At 37.8% G+C, this 20,213-nt stretch carries 14 protein-coding genes; 8 read left to right on the top strand and 6 right to left on the bottom strand.

The features are described from left to right. Positions 1-34: 34 nt before the first annotated feature. On the top strand, positions 35-3,268 hold the full coding sequence (locus tag AAC073_RS14015; RefSeq protein ID WP_339924407.1) for a VCBS repeat-containing protein: 3,234 nt from the start codon (positions 35-37) through the stop codon (positions 3,266-3,268). 15 nt (positions 3,269-3,283) lie between these two features. Here AAC073_RS14015 and AAC073_RS14010 read toward each other — a convergent pair whose 3' ends face one another. From AAC073_RS14010 to AAC073_RS13990, 5 genes are all read right to left on the bottom strand, one after another. Beyond that, on the bottom strand, positions 3,284-4,279 hold the full coding sequence (locus AAC073_RS14010; protein WP_339924406.1) for an IS110 family transposase: 996 nt from the start codon (positions 4,277-4,279) through the stop codon (positions 3,284-3,286). A 576-nt stretch (positions 4,280-4,855) separates the two neighbouring features. Next, on the bottom strand, positions 4,856-5,374 hold the full coding sequence (locus AAC073_RS14005) for a RagB/SusD family nutrient uptake outer membrane protein (protein WP_339924405.1): 519 nt from the start codon (positions 5,372-5,374) through the stop codon (positions 4,856-4,858). Between the two features lie 77 nt (positions 5,375-5,451). Further along, the gene (locus AAC073_RS14000; protein ID WP_339924404.1) at positions 5,452-6,525 is read right to left on the bottom strand and encodes a hypothetical protein; all 1,074 of its coding nucleotides are present in this window, start codon (positions 6,523-6,525) and stop codon (positions 5,452-5,454) included. Between the two features lie 19 nt (positions 6,526-6,544). After that, positions 6,545-8,272: a TonB-dependent receptor gene (locus tag AAC073_RS13995; protein WP_339924502.1), complete on the bottom strand. Its 1,728-nt coding sequence runs from the start codon at positions 8,270-8,272 to the stop codon at positions 6,545-6,547. Positions 8,273-8,296: 24 nt separating this feature from the next. Continuing rightward, positions 8,297-9,610: a carboxypeptidase-like regulatory domain-containing protein gene (locus AAC073_RS13990; protein ID WP_339924403.1), complete on the bottom strand. Its 1,314-nt coding sequence runs from the start codon at positions 9,608-9,610 to the stop codon at positions 8,297-8,299. 688 nt (positions 9,611-10,298) lie between these two features. Here AAC073_RS13990 and AAC073_RS13985 point away from each other — a divergent pair. The 4 genes from AAC073_RS13985 to AAC073_RS13970 all read left to right on the top strand — a co-directional run bounded on the left by AAC073_RS13985 (position 10,299) and on the right by AAC073_RS13970 (position 14,605). Beyond that, positions 10,299-11,546 (top strand): hypothetical protein, encoded by a 1,248-nt coding sequence (locus AAC073_RS13985; protein ID WP_339924402.1) that lies wholly within the window; start codon positions 10,299-10,301, stop codon positions 11,544-11,546. Positions 11,547-11,638: 92 nt separating this feature from the next. Beyond that, positions 11,639-13,072, top strand: coding sequence for a sulfatase (locus AAC073_RS13980; protein WP_339924401.1), 1,434 nt, complete (start codon positions 11,639-11,641; stop codon positions 13,070-13,072). Positions 13,073-13,148: 76 nt separating this feature from the next. After that, on the top strand, positions 13,149-13,397 hold the full coding sequence (locus AAC073_RS13975) for a hypothetical protein (RefSeq protein WP_339924400.1): 249 nt from the start codon (positions 13,149-13,151) through the stop codon (positions 13,395-13,397). A gap of 488 nt (positions 13,398-13,885) precedes the next feature. After that, complete coding sequence (locus AAC073_RS13970) at positions 13,886-14,605, top strand: NYN domain-containing protein (protein ID WP_339924399.1); 720 nt, start codon at positions 13,886-13,888, stop codon at positions 14,603-14,605. Positions 14,606-14,608: 3 nt separating this feature from the next. On the opposite strand, the gene AAC073_RS13965 is transcribed toward AAC073_RS13970, so the two are convergent. Further along, positions 14,609-16,012, bottom strand: a complete 1,404-nt coding sequence (locus tag AAC073_RS13965; protein ID WP_339924398.1) for an ATP-binding protein — start codon at positions 16,010-16,012, stop codon at positions 14,609-14,611. Positions 16,013-16,225: 213 nt separating this feature from the next. Here AAC073_RS13965 and AAC073_RS13960 point away from each other — a divergent pair, with 213 nt between their 5' ends. The 3 genes from AAC073_RS13960 (at position 16,226) to AAC073_RS13950 (ending at position 20,203) form a co-directional block, all read left to right on the top strand. Further along, positions 16,226-17,503, top strand: a complete 1,278-nt coding sequence (locus tag AAC073_RS13960; RefSeq protein ID WP_339924397.1) for a DUF445 domain-containing protein — start codon at positions 16,226-16,228, stop codon at positions 17,501-17,503. 247 nt (positions 17,504-17,750) lie between these two features. Continuing rightward, positions 17,751-18,728, top strand: coding sequence for an endonuclease/exonuclease/phosphatase family protein (locus AAC073_RS13955; protein ID WP_339924396.1), 978 nt, complete (start codon positions 17,751-17,753; stop codon positions 18,726-18,728). 44 nt (positions 18,729-18,772) lie between these two features. Continuing rightward, positions 18,773-20,203: a Ca2+-dependent phosphoinositide-specific phospholipase C gene (locus tag AAC073_RS13950; protein ID WP_339924395.1), complete on the top strand. Its 1,431-nt coding sequence runs from the start codon at positions 18,773-18,775 to the stop codon at positions 20,201-20,203. Positions 20,204-20,213: the final 10 nt, after the last annotated feature.

Below are 20,213 nucleotides of genomic sequence, written 5' to 3'. Positions count from 1 at the left end.
CTCAGAAAAGAAGCCTAAAAAAGAGGAAAATTACATGTTTGCATCTGTAGCATCATCGGTTTCAAAGCTAGATTTCACCAATGAGTTAAAAGAAACCAACAACCTAAGTATTCTGTATTACCTCTATTTCTACAATGGTGGGGGAGTAGCAATAGGTGATATCAACAATGATGGACTCCAAGATATTTATTTCACCGGAAATCAAGTTCCCAATAAATTATTTTTAAATAAAGGGAACATGGTGTTTGAGGACATCACTGAAAAAGCCGGAGTTGCCGGATCCTCCGATTGGAATACGGGTGTAACAATGGCTGATGTAAATGGGGATGGTTATCTTGATATTTATGTGTGTGCTGTAGTAGGAATCCATGGTCTGACTGGTAAAAATGAGCTGTTTATTAACAATGGTAACCTCACCTTTACCGAAGAAGGAGCAGAATACGGTCTGGATTTTCAGAATTATGCTACCACTGCTTCCTTTTTTGATTATGACAACGATGGAGACCTGGACATGTACTTGTTGAACCATTCTGTTCATACAGATAACTCTTATGGTCCGGCGGCGATAAGGAAGGAGCGTGCTGAGGAAAGTGGTGATAAGTTGCTTAGGAATGATGGCGGGATATTTATAGATGTTAGTGAAGAAGCAGGTATTTTTGGCGGGGCCAATGGCTATGGGCTTGGGTTGGCAACGGCAGATTTTAACAATGATGGATTTACGGATCTCTATATAAGCAACGATTTTCACGAAGACGATTATTACTATATCAACAATGGAGACGGAACTTTTACCGAGCAACTGAAGGAGAAATTCAGTCAGGTAAGCAGGTTTTCTATGGGGAATGATGTTGCAGACATCAATCAAGATGGCTTTATTGACCTACTTACCTTGGATATGCTATCTGAAGATGAAAAGGTGCTTAAATCATCAATGAATGATGACCCCATTTATACGCATGATTTGAAAATAGAACGCCTCAATTACCATCCCCAATACGCACGTAATATGTTGCAAATCAACCGTGGAGGAGAATACTTTCAGGAGGTCGCCTTGTACAGTGGTGTATCCGCTACTGATTGGAGCTGGAGCCCTCTTTTTGCAGATTTTGATCTTGACGGAAAGCAGGATTTATTCATATCTACAGGGATTTCCCGAAGACCCAATGACCATGATTACATCAATTATATATCTAGCGAAGAAGTAGAACGGCAATTTAACGCTTCAAATCGTTTAGATCAGGAAGCCTTGAATAAAATGCCTTCGGGAAAAGTAAAGAACTATATTTTTCAAGGGGAAGAAAACCTCATGTTTTCTGATCAATCTGGTAATTGGATTTCTGATTACCCAAATTTATCAACGGGAGCCGCCTGGGCAGATCTGGACAATGATGGAGATTTGGATCTTGTAACCAATAATCTCAATGAACCAGCAACATTGTACCAGAACAATTATCCAGGAAATGCAGCTTATTTAAAAATTAAGGTTGATTTCTTTGCTCCAAATACTTTCGATATTGGCACGAAGGTGATCTCCTGGCATCAGGGAAGGATGCAATTAAAACAGTTGTTTACTTCCAGAGGTTTTCAATCCGCTTCAGAACCTTTGATCCATTTTGGTTATGGCAATATTCAACAAGTAGATTCTTTGCTAGTGATATGGCCAGACAATACAATTGAAAAAAAATACGACATAACAGTGAATCAAACACTGGAACTGAGCCCATCAGAAAATCGCAAAAAAGTAAATTATTTAGAGGTCTTTTCTAAACCCGAAACATGGTTTCAAAAAGTAGAGACCCCAACAGGGTTGGATTATAGACATCAAGAAAATAGGTATATCGATTTAAACCATCAAAGACTTATTCCCTATAAAATTTCTGACCGTGGACCTGCAGTTGTCGTCAAAGACATTGATGGCGATGGGAGCGATGATGTTTTCTTTGGAGGAGCAAAATCTCAGCCTGCAAGGATTTTCCTTCAAATGGGTAATGGATTTATAGAGAGTCAATTTGAAGCATTTGCCAATGATTATCTTCGTGAAGATGTATCTGCTATTATTGAAGACCTCAATAATGATGGTAAAAAGGACCTATTTATTGTCTCCTCAGGAGGGGAGTTTTCCGGAGAAAATGAGGCTTTGATGGATAGGCTTTTTATCAATGAAGGCAATGGTTTTAAAAAGCAGGACCTTCCTGCTTATTTTGAAAATGGGGCTGTAGTAAAAGCATTTGATTATGATAAGGACGGTGATACAGATCTTTTTGTTGGCAGTGGAGCTGTTGCAAATGATTTTGGAAAGCTTCCAAAATCTTATCTCCTGAACAATAATAACGGCACTTTTGAGATTGTTATTAACAAAACACTGGAGAATGTAGGGATGGTAACTGATGCTGTCTGGACAGATTTTGATGGTGATAAGTGGATGGACCTTATCGTAGTGGGGGAGTGGATGACTCCTAAGTTCTTTATAAATCAAAAAGGTATTTTAAAAGACATTACCGAAGGAATTGTTGATCAAAAGTTAACTGGGCTTTGGCAATCCATTATTCCGTTTGATATCAATGGGGATGGTGAATTGGATTATTTGTTGGGCAACTGGGGGCTGAACAGTAAGTTTACTTCGAAAGAAGATTATCCGTTAAAGATGTATTATGCAGATTTTGATTATAATGGAAGTACAGAAACAATAGTGGCCTATGAAAAAGAGGGCGAATACTTTACAGTTGCAGGGCTGGATGAACTGAGCAGCCAAATGCGTTTTCTTAAAAGAAAATTCACCTCTTATAAGGATTTTGCTGGCAAACCTTTGGAAGAGCTATTTGATGAAGAGCAGTTGCATAATGCCAGCCTCTATACTGCGCACCAATTGGCTTCGGGATACTTACTTAATTCTGGCGGTATGTTTACTTTTGAAGCTTTTGAGGGCACTTTACAAGTAGCCCCTATGACGACCTTTTTAAAATATGACTTTGATAGAGACGGTAAGGATGAAGTTTTGGCAGGAGGGAATTATTTTGGTGTGTCCCCTTATCACGGACGCCTTGGAAGTCTATCAGGTAATATTATCAATTCTGATGGAACAATATTAGAGGGGAATCAGCTTGGCTTAAATTTTAGCCAAAAAGCAGTAAGAGGTTTAGATATAATTAATATCAAGGGCACTCAATACGTCCTAGTTACCTATAACAATGAAAAACCAGATTTCTATAAGCTACAACACCCAAATGGAGGCCTGCCCTGTATTCTAAGATTAAAGCAAGTGGAATAGTACAATTTTTAATTTTTAAGCAGCATATTTCATTGTTTCGACATATGGGCTACCTCTTTCTATTACCGCAAAGACCCTTGATACGAGTTTATTTCTTATAATATTCATTGTACTCATTTTATTCTTGCCTTTATTAACCCGTTGTTCGTAATAAAGTCTCATCTCTGGATTGTATTGTACAGCCCTCCCCGCACACATGGTTAGAAGTGCTTTTATACGTTTGTTTGCCAGTTTACTGGTTCTCGTCTTACCCATATAAGTTCCCGACTGATTTGGAAAAGGGGCAATACCTGCATAACTGGCAAACTTTCTCCATTCTGGAAAAGCGGTAAATGCTTTAGTTAACACAATCATCATGATGGCAGTCTGGGGACCTATACCCTTTACAGATTTGACCAACCGGTATTGTCTTAACATTTCTTGGTCGTCCTTTATCAGCCGTTCCATTTCGGCTTCCATTCCTTTAATTTGTTTGTCTAGACAGGCTATGATCTGTTTATGTGATTCTGTATATATCTCATAAGACTCCTTCCCATAGACCTTTTGGTATTCGCCTAGTCTTGTTTTATAGGCGGTTCTTTCTTTTACCAAACGTTCCCTGTAAGAGGCAAGCTTTCTTATCGATTCCAAGTTCTGGGAGGGCATATTGAACAAATTGACCTTCTCCCTTTTCTCATAAATATAATCGGCAATATCTTTGGCGTCAGCTTTGTCTGATTTACCTCTTCGGATCCCCATAGACTTTTTCACCTCTAAGCCAGGCAGTACCGTAAAGGGGAAATTGTGGTCGTTGAGAAAAGAGATCAGAAGCTCGCTATAAAGCCCAGTGTGTTCCAAACCAAACATCATCTCATCAGGGCACACCTGCCCCAAAATGTCCATAAGCCATTCGACCATGGCTTCAAATCCTTCCAGATCATTAACAAACACAGCGTGCCTTCCAGCGTTTCTCAAATGGATGTCAATGGTGGATTTACTCACGTCAATACCGATAAATGCTCTAAATTTCATAACTTTACTATTAAATGTTAATAAATATGGTTGCTGAAACTAAAACCTTTAGAAGGTCTGTTAACCTAAAATTCTAATTGGTTCTCAAGGCAACCGGAACATGGAACGGGGACTGATACAGGGCATAGGCCTTAGTGTCCTAGAAGCGACGTAAGTTCACCCCGTTCCTATTCCTAATTTAATGTTATCCACCGTTATTAACAATTTATGAGTCTCTACCAGGACTCTCAATGTTTATAACAGTAATCTTAGAATATTAACATTTATCAAATCTAAAGGAAGCGAAGCAACTCATTTATAAAAATAGCCTAGAAGTAATAGGTCAACTGCTTTGCCTCTGCCTTCGACAGGCTCAGGCACCGGTAGTTCGGTTGCCCAACAGTCTCAGGCAACGGTAGTAGAATATTGAAGTTTATACTTTAAAAACAATTAACAATTAACAATTAACAATTAACAATTAACAATTGTTGCTTCTTCAAAAAAAATCCGGCACCATAGACCAATGTCTAGCTGCCGGATTGTAATTATCAATTATAGATCCCTTTACTAGAAATCCATTATTTAATCATTTCGGTATTAGTAACCAGGGTTTTGCTCAAGCACATTACTGGCTGAAAGAGCGGCAGTAGGTACTGGGAATCGATTAAGATGACTTGAATTAGAAGGAGAATGATCCCACCATTTTTCTGTGGTGAAAAACCCTAGTCTAATTAAGTCAGTTCTTCTTCTACCTTCTCCCAGAAATTCAACACCCCATTCATCGGCTATTCGGTACAAATCCAAATTTTCGGAAGTAGCAGGATTGGAATCATTGCCTCCCTCAAAAGCCCTCATCCTAACAGTATTTATCAGCTCGGCTGCGGCAGACGGGTCACCTAATCTTAAATGACATTCAGCAAGCATCAAATAAACTTCTGCCAACCTGAAAACTGGATGATCTGCAGCCCATCTTAAAGTCAGGTCCTGGCTTGAGGGAACAGGGATTTTTACCATGCGAACACCAGTGTTTTCTTCACCTGCACCAATATTTGATGGTACCTCCTCAACAGACGAATAAGTTGTTCCTATTTCTGAAAATCTCCCCACCTTGTCCACAAACTCTAGGGGTTCACCGTTGTATTCCTCATTGCCTATAACTTGATCACCAGTAATAGGAGAAACTTGAGGACCTACTAAAACATACCTTCGTAACTGCCAGAGCCGAAATATTTAAATGGTTTTTTCCTAAGATCAGTGTCCTCGAATTTTTCGTAAGGTGAACCTAATTTAAATTCCTCTGAATACAAAGTTCCATCAGGTTTTCTTGAAGGTTGTAAATGGGTACCGTTATTTGAACCCAAATCCACGTCAAAATATACACGGGAATTATAATGATACATGTGACCATAATGTGTATACTCTAGCCTGTTAAATTCTGAAGGGATCGACCAAATTATCTCTGGTGATTGATCGTTTTCAAAATCATGAGGGCCCTTCCAATCGTTATCCAAACTATAGGTGCCATATTCATTATTAAGGAGTGCTTGGGAGATCTCTGCTGCTTCTTCGTACATAGGGATCCCTATGTAGGCTTCAGCATTGAAGTACAGTCTTGCCAACATTACTGCTGCTGCTCCTTTGGTGATAGCCCCTTCCTGAGGTGCACCCACTTCTTTCACAGACAAGTCGATAAGGGCTTGCTTTAACAAAGTTTCGATGTGATCAAAAGTTTCTTTGTCGGTACTTCTAGGAACATCCTCCTGATCCAAACTGGTAAACACTGGAAGACCACCATAGAAATCCAGACCTCTTAAATAGAAGAAGGCTATCAAGGCATCTAACTGACCTAAGTGGGCTGCTTTATCTTCTTCCGTAAGTGCAAGTTCTTGATAATCTAATTTACCCAAGTCTTGCTTAACATCTAATGCCAAAGCTACACCTTGTAATGTTCCTCTCCAGGTTCCAAATAATTGGGATTCATCTGGAGTCCATTCATGATGTTGATATCGAGCATAACGCCCTCCATCGTACCAATGCCTTCCTTTGGTAGTACGAGCAAAATGATCTCCAGAAAATTCCTGAGCTACCCATCGATCTCCTGTTAAATACCACCTGGCATGAGTAAATGGACGGTAAAGGGCAGCCAATACATCTCCTTCAGTTTTAAAGAAGGTTTCTGGTACTACTTTGTCATACCAAACCTCATCCAGGGAACAGCTTGTTATAATGACAGTAAAAAGGATTAATATATATTTTGTCAATTTCATGATCTTTATTTTTTTTGGTTTAAAAATTAGCTTGTACACCAAACATAAAAGTTCTCGTTTGTGGATAGGTTGCCCTCTCTTCAAACCCTGGGTCCAAACCATTAATATTAACCTCAGGATTTAAACCTGAATAATTTGTAAGGACAAATAAATTTTGCCCTGTGGCATATAGACGAAGCCCTTTGACGTATTTATTTCCTTTCATATCAAAAGTATAGCCTAATGACAATACATCAAGCTTCAAGAAATCACCATCTTCAATCCAGTAATCACTCAGTTCTTTTTCTCCTGTGATATGTTTTTGTGCATCATAATTTTCTACCAAAACGTTTCTAGATTCTAAAGGTATTCCGTAATAAAAATTAGGCATGTTGAATATATCATGGCCTGTCCAAGCTCTGAAATAAGCATTAACATCAAATTTTCCAATCTGGAATTGGTTATTCCAAGCTAAGATTACTTTTGGGATTGCATTCCCGATGAATTTTTTATCTTGGTTTGTTTTTGTTCTTTCGGTAACATCAAATATTTCTCCATCGTCTCCTCTAAGCATCCAGTCTCCAGATTCAGTAAACCCTGCATGTTCCCATACAAAGAACCGGCCTATAGGCTCACCTGGGAAAAGTCTTACCGCATTGCCAGGGCTACCTGGTGCTGGAAAACCTTTTCTATCCCAGAAAGTCTGATTTCCCCAAAGACTAACAAGTTCACTTTTATAAGAAGAGCCAATTAAAGTAGTTGTATAATTGAAATTAGTTTTGTCTATGGCATTCCAAGTAACTTCAGCTTCCCATCCTGTATTTCTTAAAATACCCACATTCATCGTAGTTTTATCGTGAATAGCAGGCGGTTGTGGAACAGATATGTCATAAATCAAGTCGTTTACATCTCTTTTAAAGAGGTCAAATCTACCCGAAATAATTCCTTCAAGAATGGCAAAATCTACCCCGATATTGTATTCTTTTTTTGTTTCCCATTTTAGGTCTGTATTTTGGTTATGGGACACCCCGTAAGTTCTTCTCCATTCACCATTCATTAACCACCAAGTATCTGGGCCATACATTCTGGTAGCTACACCTGGCTGAAATCCTTCATTTCCAGTTTCGCCAAAGCCAGCCCTAAGTTTTAGATTAGTAAACAGATTTTGGGTTTGCATGAAGGGTTCATTGTGTAGGTTCCAACCTACTGAAAGGGCTGTAAAGTTTCCCCATCTATTGCCTTTGGCAAATTTTGAAGAGCCTTCTCTTCTCAAACTTGCAGTGATCAAATACCTATTGTTCCAACTGTAGTTAACCCTACCAAAAAAGGCCATCAACCTTACCCTGGGATTTTTAAAAGAGCCTAGGCCGGCTCTACCTTCAGACAAAAACCTACCAGTACCCAAGTCATGCTCTTCTATTCCGTCTACAGCAAAATCAGAATTGCTCGCAGAAAATCCCTGTCCATTAAACTCCTGAAAACTATAGCCTCCTACTGCATTAATGGTGTGAAGGTCAAAGCTTTCATCGTATGTGGCAAAAGCTTCCAGGGTATTGTCATTAAATTCTCCATATTGATGACTGGCATTTCCAGCTACCCCCTCATCTAATGAGGTTTTATGTTGGGCTGATCTCCAGTAGGTTCCATAATAATTATGATTGTTCATGGAATACCTCGCAGTCAAGGCAATATTATCTGTAATATTAAATAGCAAGGAGGTAGTGTTTAATAAATAAGTATAATCCGATTTATCCGTCCTTAACTTGATATCCGCTACAGGATTATACCAGTCCTAGCCTCCTGTCCATACATTTAGCCCATGGGGCATACTAGCATCATAAGGGGTTTCGGTAGGATTTAACTGCAAGGCCATCCTGAAAATATCGTTGTTAGAGAAATTTGACTTTCTTTTATTATAGGACAGGTTATTGGTAATTTTTAAAAAACCATCAAACATTATAAAATCGGTATTTATTCTTGCTTGGGTATCATTTCTGTCTGTACCAATAGCCAATCCTGTAGCGTTTCGGTTACTTATTGTGGCTCGGATCCTTGCATTTTCTACTCCACCGCTAAAGCTAAGAACATTTCTATAACTTACTGGAACATCATTGGTGACCTCGTCAAACCAATCGGTATTGTGACCAAGATCATTGCCTAGGCCTTCTTCAAGGAAACGATCCCTTCCTAGTGGCTTATTATAACGACGTACGCCTTCCGCAAAAAATTCCCCAGTATAACTGACAGTTAATTCTCCTGACTTAGCAGATTTGGTAGTAATAAGAATAACTCCACCAGAAGCCCTGGTTCCATAAATGGCAGCACCAGAGGCATCACGTAAAACTTCTATGGAAGCAATATCTTCTTTTACCACAGAGTTGATATTTCCTCCAGGTACCCCATCAATTACAATAAGTGGTCCCTGAGAGGCATTGACAGAGTTTACACCACGCAATTGAATGGAGATTTCGGAATTTGGATCAGCACCATTTGTGGACTGAATACTTAATCCGGGAACCTTTCCTTGGATGGCCATTAAAGGGGAAACTGTGCCCGCTACAAAATCCTTTTCATTCAATGAACTTACCGCACTGGTAAGGTTTTCTCTATTGACTGACCCATACCCTACGACCACTACTTCTTCCAACGAAGATACATCCTCAAGCAAGGTTACATCGATTTTATTTTGATTATTGACCACAATTCGCTGGGATTCAAACCCTATAAAAGAGAAAATGAGGGTTGAACCTTCCGGAACTGTAATTGAATACTTTCCGCTAAGGTCTGTAGCGGTTCCAAGTCCTGTTTCTGGAATTGAAATGGTAACACCAGGTATTGGCTCTCCACTTTCATCGGTAACTGTTCCAGCTACAGTCACATCTGCCAGGTTGGTATAAAAAGCCATTATATTGCTGGTGACTTTAGGTGTAGAAAGGATCTTTCTATTCGTTGATTTTAAGACCGTATTGTTAGCCTCTTCCAAGCTTTTTTCTCTCCCCGTTTTGTTTTCTGCTTGTACATAACCCAAGCCAATGACTTGGACGATAATAGCAATTGAAAACAATCGAATTAAGGGTTTCACATAATTTAATAAAGGTTGCTTCATTACTTTGGATTTAGGTTTGTTAAAATGGTACTAATTGGGTAATAATTTGAAATTTGGTATTCGTAATATGAATCCTAATGATAGCAAAATCTACAACTAAAAAACAGTATTCAGTAGTTTAATTTTAGTTTTATTGTGCGTATAATTTATTTTAATTAAAATTGAGTTATTATTATCGTTAATTTGCTGTATTTAATTATAAAAAATATACATATATGTCTTTTTTAAATAATAGCATTGTCGCTTTTGAAGACTGTTTTGGTTAAAATTTATATGCGGAATCTAATTTAAAAATAGAATTTAAGATAGAAATATGTGTCAAGATAATTAATGATATTTTAAGAATTTAAAGGTTTTTTTATACTTAGTAATGATTATTTCCCTGATTCTCAGGGTTAGTACTATAATTGGCATTCAGAATCATATTTATTTAGGCTAAATTTTTTAAAAAAATGTTCAAAATTTATCCTTTCGAAAACATAGGTATATGCTGTGTGTTTTACCAGTAAATATGAGGCTTGAGAATGGAATGATCGCTCATTAGAATTTTGTTAAAAAATTAAAATTCCGGTGCATTTACCCTTATTTCGTAGTGCCGCTTGAAAAGTCCATTTTCTCATGCTATTTTGGGTTATCAACTGTTTTTTTGCAATAGTTGACGATAAACCAAATTAACAAATACAACCAAATGAAATCCTTAACTTTTATTTTATTGGCATGCACTATTGCCCTTTCATGTTCTAAACCTACCTCCTTAGAAAAGAAAAGCGCTCCTAATCCCGTTCATTTTCCTGAGGTTTCAGACCCCATTCAATTGGTGGACAATGGCAAAGAACATTTATATGCCAGTTACTATGGCATAAATTCATTTAGCGCCAACCAAAAATATGCGACTATTTTAGAAACAGATATTAAGGATCGGCTTCCGACAGAGGAAGACGAAGCTACTTTGGGACTTGTAGATCTTGAAACCATGGAATTCAAGCCACTGACTACGACTCGTGCTTGGAATTTTCAACAAGGATGTATGGCGCATTGGCTGGCAACTTCTCCGGATTCACTCATCATTTACAACGACCTAAGGGATGGGAAATTTATTTCCATAATTATGAATGTTCATACTCAGGAAGAAATCAAAACCATTCCCCATCCCGTAAGTGCGGTCTCACCTGATGGTAAAAAGGCAGTTAGTATTAATTTTTCTCGGCTAAGAATCACCAGAAGTGATTACGGTTATGGTGGAGAAGGACAGGATAAAAAAGAAAGTGTTCAGTTTCCTGAAGACGATGGTATATTTTTGATAGACCTGGAAACGGGAAAAGCGGATCTTATAGTTTCTTTGGCTGATGTAAAGGAGCTGGTTCCGGAAATCCCTGCTGATGGGATTGAGTATTTTAACCATACTTTATTTAGTCGTGGAGGTACTAAATTGTTTTGGTTGGCAAGGGCTATTCCAAACAGGAATACCACTTCATTGATATTGAATATAGATGGTAGCGGTCTGGAAAGGTGTTTCCCTGACGACTGGGGAGGATCTCACTTTGATTGGTTGAATGATGAGGAATTAATGGTGACTGGTGCTTACGAAGGCAAACAATATTCACACATATTATACACCACAGGCAAGCAGGATTATAAAAGGCTTGGCAATGGACTTTTAGACTTTGACGGGCATGGTGCTTTCTCTCCTGATGAGAAATGGATGGTAACAGACACTTACGCTAGGGAAAATGCTTTCAAAGAACAAAAAATTTACTTGATGGACATGAAATCCAATGCGGTTCTTTCCTTAGGTCAGTTTGTTACTCCTGAAACATTCAAAGGACATTGGCGCTGTGATATTCACTGTAGGTGGAGTCCCAATGGCGATATGATAGGTTTTAATTCCGTTCACTCCGGATCAAGACAAGCTTACCTTTTGAAACTGAAGTTTTAAAAGGGCATATTATCAATTAATAATTAATCATTAACAATTAACAATTAATCATTAACAATTAACAATTAATCATTAACAATTAATAATTACCCATGTCCCAAAAGTACCTTTTATTGTTTTTCTTAAGTCTGTGCCTAACTGGTGTAAGCGGAAAAGCACAGCAAGATCGACCCAATATTTTAATGATTGCGGTAGATGATTTGAATAATTTTGTCGGCGGAATGGGGCATCCAGATGCCATCACTCCCAATTTGGACAAGCTTATCAAAAGTGGTTTACTCTTCACAAATGCACAAAGCCAATCTCCTATGTGTAGCCCTTCCAGAACGGCTATAATGACAGGATTGAGGCCTTCTACTACTGGGATTTACGGGTTTATTGCTGACAACAACATCAAAGCAACCAACCAAGCTACTCGAAATGCGAAAATGATGCACCAGTATTTTAAGGATCAAGGCTATCATACCATGGGAGTAGGTAAAATTTACCACAACTATGCACCAGATAATTTATTCGATGAAAATGGAGGACGTGCCAAGGGATTTGGGCCATACGCCAAACAAAGCTTTCATTGGGACAAAGAGAAAACATCTACTGACTGGGGTGCTTTTCCTGAGATGGACAGCCAAATGCCAGATTATACCACTGCAAAATGGGCTTCCGAAAGGCTCAATAGAGAGTATGAACAACCCTTTTTTCTCTCAGTAGGTTTTCTACGGCCTCATGTGCCTTGGTATGTTCCCCAAAAGTGGTTTGACTTGTACGATACTGCTACCCTTCATCTTCCTCCATATTTGGAAAACGATCGAGATGATTTACCGGAAATAGCACTTGCCATAGATGATTTGCCAATGATGCCGACTACCCAATGGGCCTTGGCTAACAACCAATGGAAAAACATACTTCAAGGTTATTTGGCTAGTGTTTCATTTGTAGACCATTATATAGGAGAGGTATTGAATACTTTAGAAAAAAGTAAGCATGCAGACAACACTATTGTGGTGCTATGGTCTGACCATGGCTACAGGTTGGGGGAGAAAAACACCTTTGCCAAAGTAGCACTGTGGAACAGTGCGACTGCCGCACCACTTATTTTTGCAGGGCCTGGTATCCCAAAGAATAAAAAGGTAGATGTACCTGTGGAATTGTTTTCAATTTATCCCACACTAACAGATTTGGCCAATCTACCTTCCGCCAAGCATATAGAAGCCGAAAGCATTTATCCCTTAATACAAAACCCTAAACTGAAATGGGAGAAACCGGCTATTGTTACCTGGGCAAGAAATAACCACGCCATTGTCACCAAGGATTATCGATACATCCATTATGAAGATGGATCGGAGGAATTGTATGCGTTAAAAAAAGACCCAAATGAATGGTACAATGTGGCGGATAAAAAGAAATACATTGAAGTAAAGGAAAGCATGTCTCAATTTCTACCTAAAATTAATGTCAAGTGGGCCGAAGCGTCCAAATATGACAACAACGACTATTTTATCAAGCAGAAAATAGAACAAAGCGAGTAAAGATTGGTAGGATAATAGAAGGATTGGCTCGCTCTTATCTGTTTTGGGTTTAATAATCAAAGGTAAACACCTACTTATGACAGTGAAATCTAGTAAATCGAAAAAAACGGAGATTATTGATGGCCTAACTATAAAATACCACGCCAACGGTGAAACGATATGGTCAAAAGGGAAAATCATCAATGGGCTAGGGGAAGGTTATTGGGAATGGTACCGTTTGGACGGGACGATCAAACGTTCTGGTTATTTTAATAACGGTGAGCCTGTAGGAGTGTGGACCACTTATGATGCCAGCGGTGAAGTTTACAAGGTCACCCACAAGTGAGGGAAAATGATTTTAAATTTGACATGGCTTGTAGATTTGCTACGGCTTCGGTTAGGCTATTTCACTGGGCTTGGATACCCGCAATATTTTTTATAAGAGGGGGACTAAGCGCCTTAAAAGGTAGCCATTAATGCAGGTTATTATTTTTAATAGCCAACTCTTCAGACTTTATTACCTCTTAAAATTTCGTAAGGAACACGCCAAAGTCAAGCAATTTGAAAAGGGTAATGATAGAAAATTGTAAAAAGAAAAGGTGTGATATGTTATTATTAAAAAACTTGAATGGTAAAATATTTCGTATGGTAAGGAAGGAGATTGATAGTTTAAAATAGCTTTTGGAAATTTTATTTTAAGTAGCTTGAAATGATTCCAATGAGCGCTGTATTACCGCTAAAAGATTAACATGAAAGCAAACATGATAAATGCCTGAAAGCTGTAAATTTCTTTGCATGGTTTTATTTCCTATTTTTACTGAATAATTTAAGCCCATGGATAAAGACATTAAGATTGCGGTATTAATTGATGCCGATAACGTACCATCTACTCAGGTTAAGGAAATGATGGAAGAAATAGCCAAATATGGTAATCCTACTATAAAAAGAATATACGGTGACTGGACAAAACCTCAGCTGGGAAAATGGAAAAATGTACTTTTAGAAAATGCCATAAATCCTATTCAGCAATACGGTTATACCACCGGTAAAAATGCTACTGATTCGGCAATGATTATTGATGCCATGGACATTTTGTACTCTGACAAAGTAAATGGTTTTTGTTTGGTGTCGAGTGACAGTGATTTCACCAAATTGGCCACAAGATTACGCGAATCTAGAATGTTGGTTCTTGGCATGGGGGAGAAAAAAACACCCAATCCATTTATTGTGGCTTGTGATAAATTTATCTACCTAGAAATTTTACATAACGAAAGTGAAGAAAAGGAAAATGGTAAAACAAAAGTCAAAACTCCTGTTCAGGTTGATAAAATTAATCCCAAATTAATTAGGTTGATATCCAGCACCATTTCTGATTTGGCTGATGATGATGGTTGGGCATTTATGGGAGACGTTGGGAATTTACTTCAAAAGAAACAACCAAATTTTGATTCTAGGAATTTTGGATTCCAGAAACTTACTCCGCTCGTCAGTTCTATCTCTAATTTTGAGGTGGAGCGGAGGATTAAATTAATTTATGTTCGAAACAAAGAATAACATTTAGAATTTGAGGGAATGTTTGGGTAGTGTAAAAGTGAATTTGGTGCCTTTTCCAACTTCTGAAGCTACCCAAATTTTACCACCCAATATTTCAGTAACTTTTTTAACTATTGCTAAGCCCATGCCCGTTCCATGACCCGTTTCTTTGTTCTGAAGCCGCTGAAAAAGTATGAATATCTTATCAAAATAATTAGAATCAATGCCTATTCCATTGTCATTAATTTGAAATAAGTAATCGTTATCTCTTTCTTCCATAGTGAAATGAATTTTAGGGGGACGACTTGGGTCTGAATATTTCAGGGAATTACCAATTAGGTTCTGAATAAGTAGCGAAAAAAAACTTGGGTACCCAAGAAATTTAACCAAGGGACCTGTGGTAATTTGAGCATTTTTTTTTGATATTTCTGATTGAAAGGTGAGCTTAATATCCATTAGTGTTTTCTCAGGATCAAGAAGAATAGGAGCCTCTGTTATTTTGTTTATCCTGGAATATTCCGATAAATCAAGAATTAAGTGCCTCATACGATTGGCGCCATCTACAGCATAGGTAATAAAAGTGTTGGCTTTATCATCTAACTGACTTCCGTATTTCTTTTTTAACAATCCCATAAATCCTGAAATCATTCTTAGAGGTTCCTGAAGATCATGTGAAACCACAAAAGTGAAATGCTCCAACTCCTTGTTTTTTGATTCAACCTCGTGTAGGGATTTTTTAAGTTTTACCGTTCCCCTTTTTAGTTTTTCCTGAAGTGAATATTGCTCTCTTAAACTGTTCTCTAACCTTGAAAATAATTTGGGTATAAGGAAGGAAAATACACCACTCAGAAATATTAAATTTGCTGACACGGTAATCCAGTGCATTAAATCCAGGCTAGGGAGGTTAGGAAGTTGAACTATTGCTTCAAAATGGATCAGTAAACTAAACAGTATACATGTGACCAAGTTTAAATAGAAACTAATAAATGCTTGTTTATTAGGTAAAAATAGAATCATTAAAACTGATACTGCCAGAAGGTACATTAAACCAGGGCCAAAATTTCCCACAAAAAAAATGAGTGAAGCACCAGTTAAATAGAAAATTAACAATACAGCCCATTTCCGTATGATAAGCGGTATGCCCGGCATAAAGGCCGCCATTGCAGAGACCAAAAAGGCAGATGAATCAAAAATAAAGATTGCAGCATGATTGTTTAAATAGGCCATGATTAGGCCAGGAATAAGTGCTATCAAACAAAAAGGTAGCAAATAAACTAAACCTGAAATAAATAGCCTATCTCTCCAATGGTTGAGAGGGTTAGCTTTTTCTTCGGTAGCTAAACAAGTTTTTTTGATAAACCTTACATACTTATTCCACATGAATATTAATTGCTGTTGGGTAAAAAAATCACCTAAGGTGCTTACCATCCATTTTATCCAAGTTTTATTAATGGTAATTGGATGAATGCTGAAAATGGAATTAAAACTAATGAATATATTTTTTCTTTAGCAGATTATCTAAAAATTTATCATAAAAATCTAATACTGGATCAAATTTTGCACATAAATTTAAAATTTAATCCATTAATGATTGGATAACAATCAGTTGTTATCTTTTCTAAATCAGATAAATATAAGATTTTGAAGAGTAAAATCGGAAGAAATTCCTTATTGATTGCTATTTCCGGATTTATCTTCCTGGAAATGATTATTTATTTCGAGATTTCAAATACCGCTATTTGGCGCATTTTGGCCACGGCATTCGAGGCGGCAACAATAGGCGGATTGGCAGATTGGTTTGCGGTAAGCGCCTTGTTTTATGAAATTCCTATTCCATACGTCAGGAAGCATACAAATATAATCGTAAAAAACAGGGAAAAATTAACTGAAGCTATTGTTGATTTAGTTACCACCAAGTGGTTGTCTCCAGAAGTCTTGGAGGAAAGACTTACGCATATTAAAATTTCAGAGGGACTGCTACAATCTTTGGAGTCTGGAGAAAATGTAGATAAATTAATAGGGTTTATAGCTGGTGTATTTAGGCGTATTTCTGGGGAAATAGACCATCCCCATCTCGTGGTATTAGTTCAAAAAATGCTAAAAGACAAGCTGGAAAGTTCAGATGTTGCCAGGCCATTTGGAGTATGGCTGCATGGCATAATTTCTGAAGGAAAACACCATGAGTTCGTAGCTATCGCCATGGATCAATTTTCAACTTCCATCAAGGAACCCGAAACAAGGGCAATTGTCTTAGGTAAATTAAAAAATGCCCTCGAATTATATGCAAATAGGGATTGGGTAAAGAAATCTGCGGTGTGGTTAGGTAAAAAGACTGGCGGAATAGATCCAGACTTATTGATCGATAGAATATTAGACCTCGTATTGACTTTGTTGGAAGAAATAAAGGAAAATCCGGAACATCCTATTCGTAAAAATCTCGAAAATTATGTCTTGGAATTTGCGAGCAATCTTGAATCCGGTGATGAAAGAACCCTGGCTTATATAGAAAACCTCAAAAGAAACTGGATTTTAAATGATCAAACCAAAGGCTTGATTCAAAAGGTGTTGCTTCAATTAAAAGACAAGTTGCAGTTGCAGTTTTCTACAACTGAAACACCAGTTATGCAATTGATTAAAAGACAGTTGTACCGTTTTCTAAACGAACTACGGGAGGATGATAAGAGTAGACAGCAGATTGATGTATGGATGAGAACTACGATAACCCATCTTGTGACAAAATACCACCATGAATTAGGGGATATGGTGAGAAGTAGCTTGGGGAAATTGGATGACAAAGGAATCATGCTGCAAATCAAAGAAAAGGTGGGGTATGATTTACAATACATTCGGCTCAATGGAGCAGTAGTAGGTGGTATAGTCGGGCTTTTAATAGCAACAATTAGGTGGGCTATTCATTAAGTATTGAATTGAACATAGGAAATTGTAGTCTAACTAATTTAGGTTATTGGTTTTTAGGAAGATAGAATTTTTTATTAAGAACAGTTATTAATCGAATTGCTAACTAGAATTTGCTTAAAATGACCTATGGCTCTTTAGGGCTTTTTTATTATTTTATGCAATTGTAGGAATGAATGTTATTTATTGTTTTGATAGCGCTTAAAAAACCTTATTTTTATTTAAAATAGATCTCCATTATCAATTTGATATGAATCAAGAATCTTCAAAAATTCTAGGCTTACCTCCAAAGCATATTTCAGAAGAGATGGGTACTCTAAATACAGTATTGGATCAGGGGCTCCCTTTTAAAAAATTGGATCATAATATTTTGATAGCTACCTGGAATATTCGTGCGTTTGGGGGGCTTACCGAAAAATGGGAGGCAGATGGTTCGGATTCGCCCAAGAGGGACCTCCATTCTATTTTAGCCATTGCTCAGATTATTTCCCGGTTTGATATTATTGCTGTTCAGGAGCTCAAGGGAGATTTAAAAGCTTTCAGACACATGCTTAAATTATTGGGCAACCATTGGAGCTTTATTTTAACCGATGTTTCAGGAGGAGATGAAGGAAATGACGAACGAATCGGCTTTTTATTCGACACACGTAAAGTAAAATTATCTGGATTGGCATGCGAACTTGTAGTGCCAAACAAAAAGATGGATGAGATAAAAGAAGGTGCTTTTGAAAGGCAATTTGCAAGAACACCTTATGCAGTAGGTTTTAGGGTAGAAAATAAAACTTTTATTTTAGTAAGCGCACATGTTTTATATGGCAAAAAGGCAGCAGATAGAGAAGGAGAGCTGACTGCCATTGCCCAATGGCTTCAGCAATGGGCGGCAAATATGAAATCTTTTGATCAAAGTCTAATTCTGTTAGGGGATTTTAACATTGACAGGATGGGAGATCCCAGGTATGAGGCATTTGTATCAACTGGACTTTCTGTGCCTGAAAATTTGTGGAATGTTCGGAGAACATTGATTGACAATCAGACAAAGTTTTATTCTCAGATTGCCTGGTTTGAAAACCAGTATAAAATTCCTCAACTTTCTATTCGTTACCTTAATGGTGGTGTTTTTGACTTTGGACCCCATATCATGAAGAATGCTGGCTTGAGTCCTTTTCAAATGTCTTGGCGAATTTCTGACCATCTTCCATTGTGGGCAGAGTTTTCTACCCGAGACTAATTTCTAATAAAGATTTGATATATTTAATTAAAAAAAATAGGCATATGTTTTTGAGGTGTTTTATTATTTGGCTTTCGGTATTATTTGTCGGCTGCGATAATACAAAACAACAGGAGGATAAGGTTAAGCCACTTAAAATCAATCAAATTCAACTTATTGGCACCCATAACAGTTATAAGCGTGCAATACCTGCAGTGCTTTTGAATCAAATTAAAAAAGAAAGTCCAGAAATGGCCCAAAGCCTGGACTACAGTCATCCTGAACTCTGGGATCAATTGGGCGCAGGCTTGCGATTGTTGGAGTTGGATGTTTATCATGATCCTGAAGGTGGAAGATTTAGTAATCCTTTAGGGAAAGAGGCAATAGCTGCCCAGGATTGGGATTTAGGCTTTGATAAACCAGGTTTTAAAGTGTTTCATGTACAAGACATTGACTTTTTAAGTCATCATGCCTTATTAAGCACGTATTTAAGTGATTTGAAAAACTGGTCAAATATGCATCCCAACCACCTCCCAATATTTATTAGTCTAAACGCCAAAGATACCAATTATCCCGGTCGTGGCTTTGCTGAAGCGCTGCCATTTGATCGCACTGTTTTTACTATGCTGGATGAGGAAATTGAAGAATTTTTAGGAATTGAAAAACTAATAACCCCCAAAGAATTAAAGGGCGCGTCTAAGGACTTGCGAACCGCCGTTACTCAATATGGCTGGCCTGAGTTATCCCAGGCAAAAGGTAAATTCATATTTATTTTGGATGAAGGAGAACCTAAGGTGAGTGAATATCTTTCCACATCAAATGAAGATAAGGATAGGCTTATGTTTGTAACTGTACCCGAAGAGCATCCCCTATCAGCGATACATATTATTAATGACCCCATTAATAATCATGATCAGATTAAAAGTTTGGTGGAAAAAGGGTATATAGTTAGAACACGAGCAGATGCTGAAACGAAGGAGGCCAGATCCAATAGTATAAAGCGAAGAGACATGGCATTTTCAAGTGGAGCCCAATTGATTAGCACAGATTATTTTGTTGCCGATCAAAGGTTTGAAGGGGATTATAAGGTGCAATTTGAGGGAGGCACCTATGCTCGCATACATCCTTTTATAGCAGAAAGTAGTGCTTCAAATGAAGCTTTGTCTGAAGATACAGACCGTGTAGTGATACTCAACCCACAGGTTTTTTCAACAGCAGCAAATAAAATGGAAGCAGTGGTTTTAGATGTTCGGACCAAACAAGAAGTTGATCAAGGAATGATATCAGGCGCTGTAAACATTGATTTTCTTGAGGAAGGATTCGCTGAAAAAATTTCAGGTTTGGACAGAAGCCAGACAATACTCGTGTATTGTAAAGTGGGAGGTAGAAGCGGTAAGGCCGCTGAATTATTAGTGTCGAAGGGATTTAAGCATGTGTACAATTTAGAAGGAGGTTATGATCTATGGAAAGAAAATGGCTTACCCGTAACAGAATAAAAACAGTTTT

Origin of the sequence: uncultured Cyclobacterium sp., from assembly GCF_963977555.1 — a bacterium.
Classification (GTDB): domain Bacteria; phylum Bacteroidota; class Bacteroidia; order Cytophagales; family Cyclobacteriaceae; genus Cyclobacterium.
This window is presented reverse-complemented; position numbering and strand designations above follow the sequence as displayed.

Coding starts and splice junctions, on each gene's coding strand:
- AAC073_RS14000 (WP_339924404.1), bottom strand. CDS start 6,525: ATGAAATTGACAAAATATATATTAATCCTTTTTACTGTCATTATAACA.
- AAC073_RS13955 (WP_339924396.1), top strand. CDS start 17,751: ATGAATCAAGAATCTTCAAAAATTCTAGGCTTACCTCCAAAGCATATT.
- AAC073_RS14015 (WP_339924407.1), top strand. CDS start 35: ATGTTTGCATCTGTAGCATCATCGGTTTCAAAGCTAGATTTCACCAAT.
- AAC073_RS14010 (WP_339924406.1), bottom strand. CDS start 4,279: ATGAAATTTAGAGCATTTATCGGTATTGACGTGAGTAAATCCACCATT.
- AAC073_RS13980 (WP_339924401.1), top strand. CDS start 11,639: ATGTCCCAAAAGTACCTTTTATTGTTTTTCTTAAGTCTGTGCCTAACT.
- AAC073_RS13965 (WP_339924398.1), bottom strand. CDS start 16,012: ATGGTAAGCACCTTAGGTGATTTTTTTACCCAACAGCAATTAATATTC.
- AAC073_RS13975 (WP_339924400.1), top strand. CDS start 13,149: ATGACAGTGAAATCTAGTAAATCGAAAAAAACGGAGATTATTGATGGC.
- AAC073_RS13990 (WP_339924403.1), bottom strand. CDS start 9,610: ATGAAGCAACCTTTATTAAATTATGTGAAACCCTTAATTCGATTGTTT.
- AAC073_RS13985 (WP_339924402.1), top strand. CDS start 10,299: ATGAAATCCTTAACTTTTATTTTATTGGCATGCACTATTGCCCTTTCA.
- AAC073_RS13950 (WP_339924395.1), top strand. CDS start 18,773: ATGTTTTTGAGGTGTTTTATTATTTGGCTTTCGGTATTATTTGTCGGC.
- AAC073_RS13970 (WP_339924399.1), top strand. CDS start 13,886: ATGGATAAAGACATTAAGATTGCGGTATTAATTGATGCCGATAACGTA.